The following is a 14253-nucleotide window of genomic DNA, read 5'->3' as shown; positions in this document are numbered from 1 at the left end:
TATATCGGTATATTTCTAAGCTACCTATGCGGCAGTAAACTTTGCGAACGCCCATAATTACCTCTATTCAGTTTTCTAAGCTACCTATGCGGCAGTAAACTTGCATTTGATTGCACAAACAGATTCCCCCTTTTTCTAAGCTACCTATGCGGCAGTAAACTTTACAAGTTAGAGTGGGTCGATAGATTCAAATTTCTAAGCTACCTATGCGGCAGTAAACTAAGGATGTTGGCGATAACGCAACTCCAGGTTTTTCTAAGCTACCTATGCGGCAGTAAACATGAAATCTCAATCCAAAAATTGAAGGAAATTTTTCTAAGCTACCTATGCGGCAGTAAACATCCGGGGCTTATTTATCTTGAAGATCGTGGCTTTCTAAGCTACCTATGCGGCAGTAAACTAGACCATAAATTACCGTAATCCCTTAAATAACAAGGATCACAGTAAAAATTTAGTTGTTAACCCTTTTTCTGTCAAACTAATAAAATTAATGGAAAATCAATTGGTTATATTAAGAGAAAAAATAAGGGTAATTGATAAGAAAGAGAGATTACTCATTAAGAATAAAAAAACTGCACCTTCCAGTTGAAGCCAACTTTTACGGTGCAGAAAGATTGTCAATAACAACTACTATGCTTAATTAAATTATTTAATATTCCTGATTATTCTAGACGTTCACCATGAGAGATTAAGTCAAGACCTTGGCGTTCTTCATCAGATGAAACTCTAATATCAGTGAATTTACTCATTACCCATAGGATTAAGAAAGACATCACACTACTATAAACTAAAGTAATTACAACACTTTCTACTTGGGCAAGTACGCTTGCTCCACCGCCAGTAATATCTGTTGATACGAATACACCTGTTAATACTGCACCAGCGATACCGCCAATACCATGGATACCAAAGGCATCAAGTGAATCATCATAACCCAATTTATATTTAATTTTAGTGACTGCAATAAAGCATACTGCGCTAGTAATTACACCAATCCATACGGCACTTTGTGGTGAAACAAAACCTGCTGCTGGAGTAATACCAACCAATCCTGCTACAGCACCAGAAGCTAAACCTAATGCTGATGGTTTATGTTTGCTAAGAACTTCACATACCATCCAAGTTAATGCAGCTACTGCGGCAGCGATTTGTGTGGTAGCTAATGCCATCCCCGCACGGCTATCGGCAGCAAGAGCAGAACCTGCGTTGAAACCAAACCAACCAATCCAAAGCATCGCACAACCAATTAAGGTTAAAGCAAGGTTGTATGGAGGCATTGCATCTTTACCATAGCCAATACGTTTACCAATAAAGAGCGCTGCACAAAGACCTGCGACACCCGCATTGATATGAATAACTGTACCACCAGCATAGTCTAAAACGCCATCTTCTGCTAACCAACCACCGATACTCCAAACCCAGTGGGCTGTTGGTACATAAACGAGTAATGTCCAAATACCGACGAAAACTAATACCGCACCAAATTTAATTCTTTCTGCAAATGCACCAGTAATAATTGCACCAGCAATAATTGCAAAAGCCATTTGGAACACCATAAATGCTGATTCTGGAATTGAACCTGCACCTGGATATACGGTTAATTTTTCTTGTTCAGTAAAGACATTTAAACCACTTAAGAACAGACGATCTAAGCCACCAATAAATGGATTGTTTGGTGTAAATGCTAAACTGTAACCGCAAACGATCCAAATCACCGCAACTAAGCAGCAGATGGCAAAACTTTGTACCATTGTTGCGAGAATATTTTTCTTACGTACCATACCAGCATAAAAGAGTGCTAATCCTGGAATTGTCATAAATAAGACTAAAATTGCAGCCAGCATAACCCATGCGGTATCACCTGCACTAATGACTGATGTAGGTTGTACCCAGTCCGAAAGATCAGCGTGTGCTGTCATTGGCAGTAAAGCCATTAACCAATGGTATCGTTTCATTTTTACTTCCCCTAAGTCGTGTTGTGTTTCTATTATTAAAATAAATTAAAGTGCATCATCGCCCGTTTCACGAGTACGGATACGAATAACTTGTTCTAGTGGTAAAACAAAAATTTTGCCATCGCCGACGCGTCCTGTTTGTGACGCTTCAATAATTGTTTCTACTACGCTATCAACATTTTCATCACTTACAGCGATATCAATTTGAATTTTTGGTAAGAAATCAACAGAGTATTCACTACCACGATAGATTTCAGTATGTCCTTTTTGACGACCAAAACCTTTTACTTCAGTAACGGTGATACCATGAATACCAATATCTGTTAATGCTTCGCGAACTTCATCCAGACGAAATGGTTGGATAATTGCGCTGATAAGTTTCATATAAACCTCCTGTAAAGGGCTAATGAGTTTGAATTATTAGGCTTTGATAAACACTCTCGACATTTCATGTATTTTGTTTTGAATTTTTTCTATCAATTTTGCTATTAAATAGAATTTTATCTAACAAAATAGCCTTTAATGTGTTGAATATTTATTAAATTAACCTTTGTATTAAATTGTGTTTAGATAATAAAACTTTGAATTAAATGTTGTCAAAGGTTTTTTTAGTTTTTTTATAAAAAATTTTTAATTTTTGTTTTTTTATTAGATTTTCTCTAATTAGGTTGTGTGAGAGCAGAAAATTTTATGATAAACAAGTTCTCATTAAGACGTGGATGAGGTACATTATTTTGGCGATAAAAATAAGAGGAATTTCTATGAATAGTTTGACTAAAATTGCATTTTATCCAATCAAATCAATTCAACCTTGTTTTACGTTACAAAGTTATGTACAACCGCATGGGCTTAGTTTTGATCGAGAATTTATGCTGACCGATCCCGCTGGTACATTTATTACAGCGCGAAAATATGGTGAGTTATATCGTTTTTCAGCTTATCCAATTGCGCAAGGGATAATAGTTCGTCATCAAGATGGTAGTGAGATAGTAATTCGTTATCAAGATTTTTCCGAACAGCAAGAGTGTGAGGTATGGGGAAATCATTTCCCTTCTTATGTGGCACCAGAGCATATTAACCAATGGTTTAGTGAAAAATTACAAACGGAAGTAATGTTACGTTGGTTAGGTGAACGAGATCAGCGTTTTATTAAACGTTTTCCAGAACATAGTGTGTCATTTGCAGATGGTTATCCATTATTGCTAGTGAGCGAAAGTTCTTTTACTGCAGTGCAGCAAGCTTGCCCTGTGCCCATTACGATTGATCAATTTCGTAGTAACTTAATTGTTACTGGAGAAACGGCGTTTGCGGAAGAAAATTGGCATACCATTAAGATTGGTGGTGTGGAATTTTTGAATGCCAAATTATGTGCTCGTTGTATTTTAACAACGAGAAATTTAGCAACGGCAGAATTAGAAGCAAAATGTGAACCTTTCCGTACCTTGAAAAAAATTCACAAGAGTGAGGAGGGAGAACCGTTATTTGGTATCAATTTAATTCCACTAAATAGTGGTGTTATTCGTGTTGGTGATAAAGTAGAAGTTTTACAGTACAAAAAGGAATAAAGTGTTTGTAAATGATTTGTTAAGAGCATAAGATAGGGATATCCCTATCTTCATTTGTATAAAATCAATGATTACGCTTCGTTCCAGAGAGTTTTATTTAGCGAGTTTTGCGTTAGCATTCTCTTCATTTCTCGTCTTCTGTAACCTCTATTCAGCTCAGCCAATCTTGGCGGATTTTGCTAAACAATATCAAGTTTCTATTACTATCGCGAACTGGATTTTTGCGGGCGCATCGCTTGGACTTAGTTTGAGTTTAATTCCTTGGGCATTATTTGCGGATCGTTTTGGGCGACGCTTAATGATGCAAATTAGCCTTGGTATAACGGCCATTATCGGTATTATTTTATATTTTGTTGATTCAGTCGGCGCATGGATTTTCTTTAGAGTTGCGCAAGGCGTGGCTTTAGGTGGCTTACCCGCAGTGGCGATTGCTTATATTAGTGAAGAGTTTGAACCGAGATCGATTGCTTCAGTCGTAGGTTCCTATATTGCCGCCAATTCATTAGGCGGTATTTCAGGGCGGTTATTAGGTGGATTCTTAGCCGATCACTTTGGTTTAAATATGCCGATGTTGTTTTGCGGTTTCTTGGCAATAATTGGCGTATTTCTGATTATTTATTGCTTACCAAAAGAGCAGCATTTCCAATTGCAAACATTACAATTCAATAATTTGCGCAAAAATTTGTGTGGTCATATTCGTAATCCGAAATTGTGGCGTACCTATTTTATTGGCGGATTAGGTTTTGGGGTTTTTATTAATCTCTATTCGGTGGTGAGCTTACGGCTAATTAATGAACCTTACTATTTTTCAACAACACAAGTTTCGTTACTTTTTTTGTGTTACTTGAGTGGTACATTCGCAGCAAGTCTAACAGGAAAATTAACTCAACGCTATTCAGCGTTACGCGGTATGTTTCTTGGCTGGTGTGTATTGTTAATTGGGGTATTGGCTTTGATGGCTTCATCATTACCGCTAATTATTATGGCGTTGTTGATTTGTAGTATTGGCTTTTTTACCACACACGCGTTGGCAAGTGGTTGGGTAGGTAAACAAGCACAACAAGCTAGGGCATTGGCGTCGGCATTATACCTATCATTTTACTATTTTGGTTCTAGTATGGTGGGGTTCTACCTTATCTTCTTATGGCGCCATTTTTCGTGGGGCAGCGTTATTATCGGTTCAATTTTCTTATTAAGTTTTATTCCAATATGTATTTGGGGAATGAGAAAGCGATAAATAAAGCTGTTGTTGATTAATGATATTAATAAAGTTCATTCTGTATAGAGGAATAACAAATGACAATAAGTGCAAGAAATCAGTTAAAAGCAACTGTAAAATCCATTAAGCAAGGTGCAGTAAATGATGCAATTGAGTTGTTATTGGCAAGTGGCGAAAAATTAACTAGTGTAATTACTTCTGAAAGTACGAAGAATTTACAGTTAACAGAGGGCGCCGAGGTTGTTGCTATTTTTAAGGCATCATCAGTGATTTTATCAACAGACACATCATTAGTATTGTCTGCACGTAACCAACTTAACGGTAATGTAATTGCAGTAGCTCGTGGTGCAGTGAATTCAGAAGTTATTGTAAAAACTGCTGGTGGCAATGAAATCGTTGCGATTATTACTAATACTAGTACTGACGCATTAGGTTTAACGGTTGGTTCAGCGGTAAATGTAATCATTAAAGCTTCACATATTATTTTAGGTGTGAAACGAGCATAGTGATTAAACAACAATCCGCATATTTAATGCGGATTGTTCAGACCGCTGACAAACCCACCTTTCCAAAATCATTTGGTAAAAGTGGGTTTGTTTTTTTACTTTGTCGCTTTTCTCTTGCTTTTCCTTTCAGATAATTGGGCAAGTGGTCATTTTCGCTGATTTTTTTACCCATGCCTCAAACAAGCAAAATTGGCGCCATAAATAAGACAAAATAGCCCATACCACCAGGGCAATTTTCTTGATATTTTGTGCCATTGCCGCAAGGAAGCATTGCATTTGCACTTTGGATAGCCCTCTATAACGGGCATAGCGATGTCCATGATGTTGTTTTGCATCCGCAAAGCTGCGCTCTACGGTTTCTGCTCGACGTTTATAGAGTTTTCTGCCCTGCCTCGATATTCTCACTGCATTGGCGTTGTCCACAGCATCTTGGTAAATATGCCTGGTGATGAGGCGTTCGGCTTTTTGGTTTTGGGTACACTGTGAACGTAGTGGGCAAGTTTGGCAATAGGTCGGGTTGGATTTGTAAGTGTGATAACCTTCTCGGGTGGTGGTGCTATAGCGGAGCGATTGCCCTGCGGGGCAAGTGTAGCTGTCAGTTTCGACATCATAGCGGAACGCACTTTTTCGTAAGCGGTTCTTGCCTTTGGTGGGACGACGATAGCCAAATACACCAATAATGCCTCGTCGGGCAAGACTCTCGGCAACAGGGGCGGTAAAATAGCCTGCATCAAGCCCGACCGCTTTGGGCTTGAACCGAAAGCGTTCTGTGGTGGCATCAAGACGAGCAATATAGGGTTGGCTGTCATTGACATTCCCTGCCGTCGCAAAGGTATCTACAATAATCCCGTATTTACCATCGACTGTGCGGTGGTCGAGATAGAAGAAGCCTTTGGGCTTGTTATCTCGGTGCATATACCCACTTTCAGGGTCGGTATTGCTCACGTTGGTGTCTTTGACTTCGACGGCTTTCTCACTCGCCTTTAACGGCTTTTTTCCTTTTGCTTCCCTCTCTTTTGCCACATCTTCGTTGAGCATAGCGATATATTGGCTCACTCGAACTGCTCGCTTTTCATTATGCTTTTTGTTTTTATTGGCACTGGCTTTCAAGTGGGTGCTGTCAGTAAACAGATATTTACCTCCCACCAAGCCTTTTTCCATCGCTTGCCAAACAATGTGGGTAAAAATACGCTCAAATACATCCGTACCATTAAAACGGCGAAGACGGTTTTGGCTTAAGGTACTAGCATCTATCACTTTTTCCGTGAGGCTCATCCCCAAAAACCAACGGTAAGCGACGTTGACTTCAATCTCTTTCACCAACTGGCGTTCGCTTTTAATACCGAAAAGATAGCCGAGTAACATTATCTTGAACAAACGAACTGGGTCAACTGCGGGGCGACCGTTGTCATGGCAATAGAGATGCGCCACTTCATCACGAATGAATTCAAAATCGATAGCTTTAGCGACTTTACGGACAAGGTGGTCTTTCGGTACGAGTTGTTCGAGACTTATCATCTCGATTTCATATTGGGGTGAGGCAGTATTTTTGAGCATAGGCATTTCCTTTTTTCGATATGCCTATTAGATCAAACCTCTAGAGGTATGTCTAGAGGTTTGTCAGCAGTCTGAACAATCCGCATATTTAATGCGGATTGTTGCTTTTAAGCCATCTATGCGACGGTAAACCTTCACATGGGTGAATGTAGCGTTCCCATGATTTTCTAAGCCATCTATGCGACGGTAAACGGATTCGCAATATTTTAAAAAGTCGCCAAATTTTTCTAAGCCATCTATGCGACGGTAAACTTTAAAGCCTTACTCAAAATGCCAGATAACATTTTCTAAGCCATCTATGCGACGGTAAACTTTAAGAAGCGGAAAGAACATCAAATTTGGTTTTTCTAAGCCATCTATGCGACGGTAAACTTCATTAAAATATATCGTCATTCCTGAAATAGCAAGCTATGACATAAAAATTTAGCCATTCACCCTATTTTTGCTAAGATAATAAAAAATATTGTTAAATCAATAAGTTATTTTTTTGGACTAAAAAAGAGCTTGAATTTACAATCTAAGTGCAACAAATAAAAAAGTGTTCATAAGGAAATCCGTTATAATTTATTTTTCGAAAAAAGTAAGGACGAAAACTTATTTTTTGAAAAAATTAAGGACAGAAACTTATGAACACTTATTGCCATCTTACAATAGATGAGCGTGAAAAGATAATGATTTTTCACGCATTGGGACACACGATTAGCGCTATTGCCGTTGCACTTAAACGGCATAAATCCACGATTTCAAGAGAGTTAAAACGCTGTTCAAGGTGCTGCTATACTGCCCAGTTGGCTCAACAACGTTATCAGCAGAAACGCGCTAAGTGTAAACCGAACAAGAAGCTAAAAAATACTGCACTGTTTGAGTTGGTAAGGCAGAAGTTCATCGTGGATAACTGGTCGCCTGAGCAGATTTCGCAACGGTTGAAGCAAGAGAACAGCCCATATCAAATTAGTTTTACCACGATTTATCGGGCGATAAATGACTGTCTGTTTGATAACGCTCGTAGAACAGCGAAACGGTATCTGCGCCATAAAGGCAAGCGGCGCCATCGTGCGAACAGTGTAGAAAAACGAGGTAAAATTATTATTAGCCACGAGTTAAACCAACGCCCACAGGAAGCCAATGAGCGAAGCCGTTTTGGCGATTGGGAAGCAGATACGGTATCAAGGCAGTTTGGCAAAGCCTGTTTGCTAACGTTGAATGATAGACGAAGTCGCTTTCTGATTGCGACGAAGTTATCTTCAAAAAAAGCGGAAGACGTGGTTAAGGCGCTGAAAACAGCATTGAGAAATCAACCACTCAAGAGCATTACGCCTGATAGAGGAAAAGAATTTGCCAAACATCAGCAGGTGACATCAGCACTTGATGTTGAATTTTATTTTCCTCCGCCACATCAGCCTTGGCAGCGGGGAACAAATGAAAACTCTAATGGGTTGTTGCGACAGTATTTCCCGAAAGGCATGGATATCACGTCCGTTTCAGAGGAGCAGATACAGGCAGCGGTCGATAAACTTAATCACCGACCACGCAAATGTTTAAATTGGAAAACACCTTATGAGGTCTATTTTGATAAAGTGTTGCACTTGATTTGACAATTCAAGAGTAAAATAAAATCATTTGTATAAATAAGATAGCACTCTATTCGTTATCACTTTTCGTGAAAAAGGATGAAATGGCAATTGGCTTAATTTATAATGTCACATAATTATAACTATTTTAATAACTTAAAGAACTAAGCGAAGAGGAGGTTAATATGTTGCAAAAAAAACATGTCTTAACCACAATTTTATGTTCTGCAATTATGATGGAATCAAGTTTTGCAGAAGAATCCGTAAATGTTTCACAAAATCAAACCACTGATCAGGTTGCCGCTGTACAAGTTCAGCAACCAGCAAATTTAGAAAAATTACAACAAGTTACCCAAGGAGTAAAGTTAGTTTTTCCGGAAAAACTCGCTGAAATTTATACTGCACGTGATTTCGCACCAATTTGGCAAAATGCAGAAGCAAAACAATTGTTTTTGCGTGATTATGCTTTATTAGGTTTAACTGATATTTCTAAGGATGTAAAAGAGCAATTAGCACAATTAAGCCAATTGGATGCAAATAGCTTGGCGGCAGATATCTTGATTACAGACAGTTGGTTGAATTACTTAAATTATGTCACTAATGTGGCGAATAATGCGCAAAATTGGTTATATGATAGCTATCGATATAGCGCAAAATTACCACAAGATGAGGTGATTTCGGCATGGTTATCGGCTGTTGATCAACAACAATTATTAGCATTTGTACAAAAATATAATCAACCAAATCAACGTTATACGCATACATTGCAAGCGATTTTAACTGGATTACAACAACAAACATTAGATAATGCGACTTTGGCAAAATTAGCAATAAACTTGCAACGTTTACGTTTTATTCCTGATTTCCATACTGGAATTTTCGTCAATATACCAACGTATCATCTACATTATTATCGTAATGGCGAAGAGGTGCTAGATTCAAAAGTGATTGTGGGTAAACAAGCACGAAAAACACCAGTAATGAGTAGTAAATTAAGCAATATTGTGGTGAATCCACCATGGAATGCGCCTGTTCGTTTAATTAATGAAGATCTCATTCCAAAAGTACGTAAAGATCCAAGTTATATCTATCGTAATGGCTATACGATTATTGATAGTAAAGGGAATACTATCGATCCTTATACTATTGACTGGGATAATATGACAGCGAAGCGTTTCCCATACCGCTTGCGTCAAGCGCCAGGTGGTGATAGCGCATTAGGTAACTTTAAATTTAATATGCCGAGTTCTGATGCAATTTATCTGCATGACACGCCAAATCACCGTTTATTTAATAATAAAAATCGAGCAATTAGCTCAGGTTGTGTGCGAGTGAATAAATCAGATGAATTGGCGACATTATTATTAACAGAGTCAGGTTGGACATTAGATAAAAAAGCACAAGTGTTGAAAAGTCGTAAAACAACATCAGTGCCAATTCAATCTAGTAATCCAGTCTATCTTTACTATGTAACAGCGTGGGCGGATGCGCAAGGTCAGCTACATACAGTTTCAGATATTTATGGCTATGATAAGAAATTAACATTAGAAGAAACTAACAAAACGCTTTTACAACAATATTTACTTTAATCTGAGAAAAAAATCGGTATAATCCTGGAGGCTATTGTTTATGCAATAGCCTTTCTGTTGACCTCTCTGATAAATCACTTACCAATAGGAAACAAGGAAATGGGCAATATTGATCAATCTCGCCGTAGATGGCTATCGTTGGGCGGTATTATGTTAGGTAGTTCATTGGTGGCAAATTCTGCATTTGCAGTGTTATCTACTGCAGCACCAAAGATCCTACATTTTAAGAATATTAATACTGGTGAAAAATTAAGTTCCCCATTTGCTCCTGGTAAGGGATTAGCTAAATCAGATCTACAAAAACTCAATTATTTAATGCGTGATCGACGCAGTAATTTGGTTCATAACATGGATCCTCGTTTATTTACCAAACTCTATCAAATTCAATCACGTCTAGGTTTGCGTTCATGTGAAATTTCAGTAGTTTGTGGTTATCGTTCACCGGCAACAAATGCTGCAATGCATCGTCGTAGTAAAGGCGTGGCCAGCAATAGTTACCATATGAGAGGCCAAGCAATAGATTTCCGTATTACGAATGTTTCATTAGATAATGTACGCAAAGTGGCGCAATCTTTGAATAATGGTGGGGTTGGCTATTATCCACGCAGTAATTTTGTGCACGTAGATACAGGCCCTAATCGTACTTGGCGTGGAAGCTGATTAAACACAATACAATAATGATGAACGTACAAATAATTCCAGTTACCCCATTTCAACAAAATTGTTCTGTGATTTGGGACGATGAAAAAAATGCTGCCATTATTGATCCCGGCGGTGATGCAGAGAGAATCATTAATTTTATTAATGAAAATGAATTAAAACCTAAAATGATCTTATTGACTCATGGTCATCTTGATCATGTAGGTGGCGCAGCGAAACTAAAAAGAGAATTTAATCTTGAGATTATTGGCCCGCATAAAGCTGATGACTATTGGCTACAAGGGCTACCACAACAAGCTGAACAATTTGGCTTACCCTATTGTGCACCTTTAACACCAGATCGTTGGTTAGAGGAAGGTGAAACAGTACAGTTTGGTGCTCTCTCTTTTTCAGTATTACATTTGCCGGGCCATACTCCAGGCCACATCGGTTTTATTAATCAAGAAGAGAATATTGCTTTTACGGGGGATGTATTATTCCGTCGTAGTATTGGTCGTACCGATTTTCCTGGCGGTGATTTTTCACAATTAATTAATAGTATTAAGACAAAACTATGGCCATTAGCCGATGATATGCAAATTGTGCCTGGTCATGGTTTATTGACAACGATAGCAGATGAAAAAAGACAAAATCCTTTTTTAAATGCACAAAATATCGACTAAATAAATGAACTCTTTATATTGATAAACCTCTAATAGCTGCTCCAGTTATCGGAGGTTTCTTTTTTAATAGATATCAGGAAGATGAGTATTTGAGGTTATTATGTTCCGGGTTTTCTCCCTTTATCCAGTATTTTATTTTTTCGTATTAAATCTAATCGTTCTGTCGGTGAGTCGTATTGGTTTAGCTTTCTGGCAAAAAGAACGTGTTGATGCGGTAGATGGATGGTTTCCGTTATTAGTACAAGGTATCCGCATGGATATCGTATCGCTTTGTTGGTTATTTGGTTTATTTGCCCTCTTATCAGCACTTTTTTTAGATAAAAGCCAATTTGGTTCTGTGTTTAGAATTATTCTGCGCGTAGCTTTAACTGCGGGTTCAGTTTTTATCTTGTTTATGGAATTGGCAACACCAGAATTTATCAGTACATATGATTTCCGACCAAATCGCTTGTTTGTAGAATATTTGGTTAATCCTAAAGAAGTCTTTACGATGCTGGCCAAAGGGCATCTGTTCGCTATGATTGCTTCAGTGTTAATTACTGGATTTGCTATTTGGGGTTATTGGAAATTATCAGGTTATGTGGTACGTGATGCCAATGCCGGAAGTTGGTTATATCGACCAGTAGTGGCAGTTTTAGTGGCAGCATTAGTGTTTATCGGTGCAAGATCAACCTTTGCTCATCGTGGGATTAATCCAGCTATGGTGGCATTTTCTTCTGATCCATTAATTAATTCATTGGTATTGAATTCCGGCTATTCAGTGATGTTTGCGATGCGTCAGATGCGACATGAAGAAGATTCATCAGAAATTTATGGACGCTTAGAACCGGAACAAATGTTAGCGACCTTAAAACAATTACATCCACGTCCAGAAACGGATTATGTGAAAGGTGATATTCCATTATTAAGTAATAATCCAGCAACCTATCGAGGCAAACCAAAAAATTTAGTAATTATTCTGGAAGAGAGTTTAGGTGCGCAATTTATCGGAGCATTAGGAGGATTACCTTTATCACCTAATTTAGATCAATTGAGTAAAGAAGGTTGGTGGTTTGAAAATCTTTATGCAACGGGTACACGCTCAGTACGAGGTATCGAAGCGGTGGTTACCGGTTTTACGCCAACGCCGGCGCGTGCTGTGGTGAAATTAACTAACAGCCAGAATAATTTCTTTACCATAGCGGATTTATTAGCACGCCGAGGTTATCACACATCATTTATCTATGGTGGCGAAAAACACTTTGATAATATGGCTAACTTCTTCTACGGTAATGGTTTTAAATATATTATTGATGAAAAAGATTATCCAAATCCAAGTTTCAAAGGAACTTGGGGTGTTTCTGATGAAGATCTCTTTATTCGTGCTGATCAAGAATTTCGTCAGTTGCATCAACAAGGAACTCCATTCTTTAGTTTAGTTTTTAGTTCAAGTAATCACGATCCGTTTGAATTTCCAGACAATAAAATCGAATTGTATGAGCAACCAAAAGCAACACGCAATAATGCAGCGAAATATGCTGATTTTGCGATTGGGGAATTTTTTAAACGTGCAAAACAATCAGATTATTGGAAAGATACAATTTTCTTGGTGATTGCAGATCACGATTCTCGTGTAGCAGGCGCTTCTTTGGTGCCAATTACGCATTTCCATATTCCAGCATTAATCATTGGTGATGGTATTGCACCAAAAACTGATGATCGTTTGGTGAGCCAAATTGATATGCCGCCAACCTTATTATCATTGATGGGAATTGATGCTGAATACCCAATGTTAGGTTTTGATTTAACCAAATATAGTCCAAATCGTGCGTTAATGCAGTTCGATAAATCAATGGCATTGATGAATGAGAAAAATCAAGTGGTGATTTTACAACCAGATACACAACCACAAGGTTTTACTTATGATAGTGTGAAGAAAAACTTACAACCTGCATCAGTGCCAGAGGAGATGAAACAACAAGCATTAACCTATGCATTGTGGGGCAGTTATTTATATAAGAATCGTTTGTATCGTTTACCGGAAAGTAAACAATAATAACCTAAACCACGTGATAAACCTCGTTGAAGAATATTATTCAGCGAGGTTTTTTATTATTCAAATAACAACAGATTTTGTAATGTGATAACAATTCCTTTTGTAGATTGGTTGCTTTATGGTCAGAATTTTGTTAATTTGTTACTACATAGCTACATTATTTGCTAAATGGAGAAACAAAAAATGACAATAATTAGTAGTCGTGAATTTAATCAACATTTAGGACAAGCGCAAAAGGCTGCACAGATAGAGCCTGTTATTATTACTAATCGAGGTGAGCCAGTATATGTATTGATGAGTTATGCTGAATACGAAAAACATTTCCAAGAGAAAGCGTTTTATAGTATTGCTGATGCATTAGCGGATACAGATCCGTCTTGCGCAGAAATTGAGTTAGAACTTCCAGCTCGTCATAACAGACAACGTCGTTTAGTGGATCTAGAGGACTAACTATGTACTTGTTAGATACCAATATTATTAGTGAAATTCGCCGTTTGAAACAAGGGAAATGTGATCCAAATGTTGCACGTTGGGTGATGAAAATTTCAAATCAGTTAATGTACACCAGTCCAATTGTTATGATGGAGCTAGAAAGAGGTATTTTAGCAAAAGAGCAAAAAGATCCTGCACAAGGAGTTATACTTCGTCGTTGGTTTAATGAGGTAGTGCAGCCAGCATTTACTAATAAAATTTTGCCAATTGATCAAGTAACAGCACAAATTTGTGCCAGGTTACATTTCCCCGATCATGCTCCTGAAAATGATGCATGGATTGCCGCGACAGCGTTACAACATAATTTAATTTTAGTGACACGCAATATTGCTGATTTTCAACGAACTAGCGTTAAATTACTCAATCCATTTATGCCAATCGATGAATAGTGATTAAAAAAAACATAATTTTCTATTACAATAGCTCCCTTTTTCAATTCAAC

13 protein-coding genes and 1 CRISPR repeat array (1 of these 14 running past the window's edge) are annotated in these 14253 nt (G+C 37.9%); of the genes, 10 read left to right on the top strand and 3 right to left on the bottom strand.

Annotated elements, in window-relative coordinates; genetic code table 11:
• Positions 1-400: a CRISPR direct-repeat array (repeat unit 28 nt; unit sequence TTTCTAAGCTACCTATGCGGCAGTAAAC) (it extends 168 nt beyond the left edge of the window).
• A 262-nt stretch (positions 401-662) separates the two neighbouring features.
• Together NYR30_RS06335 and NYR30_RS06330 are read right to left on the bottom strand one after the other, a co-directional pair.
• A complete protein-coding gene (locus tag NYR30_RS06335) occupies positions 663-1955 on the bottom strand; it encodes an ammonium transporter (protein ID WP_066105522.1) in 1293 nt (430 codons plus the stop codon).
• Positions 1956-2000: 45 nt separating this feature from the next.
• Positions 2001-2339: a P-II family nitrogen regulator gene (locus NYR30_RS06330; protein WP_066105527.1), complete on the bottom strand. Its 339-nt coding sequence runs from the start codon at positions 2337-2339 to the stop codon at positions 2001-2003.
• A 377-nt stretch (positions 2340-2716) separates the two neighbouring features.
• Between NYR30_RS06330 and NYR30_RS06325 the strand changes: the two genes are divergently transcribed.
• The 3 genes from NYR30_RS06325 (at position 2717) to NYR30_RS06315 (ending at position 5245) form a co-directional block, all read left to right on the top strand.
• Positions 2717-3520, top strand: a complete 804-nt coding sequence (locus tag NYR30_RS06325; protein WP_066111862.1) for an MOSC domain-containing protein — start codon at positions 2717-2719, stop codon at positions 3518-3520.
• A gap of 67 nt (positions 3521-3587) precedes the next feature.
• Complete coding sequence (locus NYR30_RS06320; protein WP_066105533.1) at positions 3588-4757, top strand: MFS transporter; 1170 nt, start codon at positions 3588-3590, stop codon at positions 4755-4757.
• Between the two features lie 59 nt (positions 4758-4816).
• Positions 4817-5245 carry a TOBE domain-containing protein gene (locus NYR30_RS06315; RefSeq protein WP_066111860.1) on the top strand — a complete coding sequence of 143 codons (429 nt, stop codon included), beginning with the start codon at positions 4817-4819 and terminating at the stop codon, positions 5243-5245.
• Between the two features lie 126 nt (positions 5246-5371).
• On the opposite strand, the gene NYR30_RS06310 is transcribed toward NYR30_RS06315, so the two are convergent.
• Positions 5372-6802 (bottom strand): IS1182 family transposase, encoded by a 1431-nt coding sequence (locus NYR30_RS06310; RefSeq protein WP_302500362.1) that lies wholly within the window; start codon positions 6800-6802, stop codon positions 5372-5374.
• 626 nt (positions 6803-7428) lie between these two features.
• Here NYR30_RS06310 and NYR30_RS06305 point away from each other — a divergent pair.
• The 7 genes from NYR30_RS06305 (at position 7429) to NYR30_RS06275 (ending at position 14200) form a co-directional block, all read left to right on the top strand.
• Positions 7429-8397 carry an IS30 family transposase gene (locus NYR30_RS06305; RefSeq protein ID WP_082987441.1) on the top strand — a complete coding sequence of 323 codons (969 nt, stop codon included), beginning with the start codon at positions 7429-7431 and terminating at the stop codon, positions 8395-8397.
• A gap of 161 nt (positions 8398-8558) precedes the next feature.
• Positions 8559-9962 carry a L,D-transpeptidase family protein gene (locus tag NYR30_RS06300; RefSeq protein ID WP_066112861.1) on the top strand — a complete coding sequence of 468 codons (1404 nt, stop codon included), beginning with the start codon at positions 8559-8561 and terminating at the stop codon, positions 9960-9962.
• 99 nt (positions 9963-10061) lie between these two features.
• Positions 10062-10622, top strand: a complete 561-nt coding sequence (gene mepK / locus NYR30_RS06295; RefSeq protein ID WP_066112862.1) for a peptidoglycan L,D-endopeptidase MepK — start codon at positions 10062-10064, stop codon at positions 10620-10622.
• A 20-nt stretch (positions 10623-10642) separates the two neighbouring features.
• Entirely contained in the window at positions 10643-11284 is a 642-nt protein-coding gene (locus NYR30_RS06290; RefSeq protein WP_066112889.1) for an MBL fold metallo-hydrolase, read from the top strand.
• Positions 11285-11384: 100 nt separating this feature from the next.
• On the top strand, positions 11385-13319 hold the full coding sequence (locus tag NYR30_RS06285) for an LTA synthase family protein (RefSeq protein ID WP_066112863.1): 1935 nt from the start codon (positions 11385-11387) through the stop codon (positions 13317-13319).
• Positions 13320-13502: 183 nt separating this feature from the next.
• Positions 13503-13769, top strand: a complete 267-nt coding sequence (locus tag NYR30_RS06280) for a type II toxin-antitoxin system Phd/YefM family antitoxin (protein WP_066112864.1) — start codon at positions 13503-13505, stop codon at positions 13767-13769.
• Between the two features lie 2 nt (positions 13770-13771).
• Positions 13772-14200 carry a type II toxin-antitoxin system VapC family toxin gene (locus NYR30_RS06275; protein WP_066112865.1) on the top strand — a complete coding sequence of 143 codons (429 nt, stop codon included), beginning with the start codon at positions 13772-13774 and terminating at the stop codon, positions 14198-14200.
• The last annotated feature ends 53 nt before the right edge of the window (positions 14201-14253 follow it).

This window comes from Gallibacterium salpingitidis (genome assembly GCF_030517105.1).
GTDB lineage: Bacteria > Pseudomonadota > Gammaproteobacteria > Enterobacterales > Pasteurellaceae > Gallibacterium > Gallibacterium salpingitidis.
This window is presented reverse-complemented; position numbering and strand designations above follow the sequence as displayed.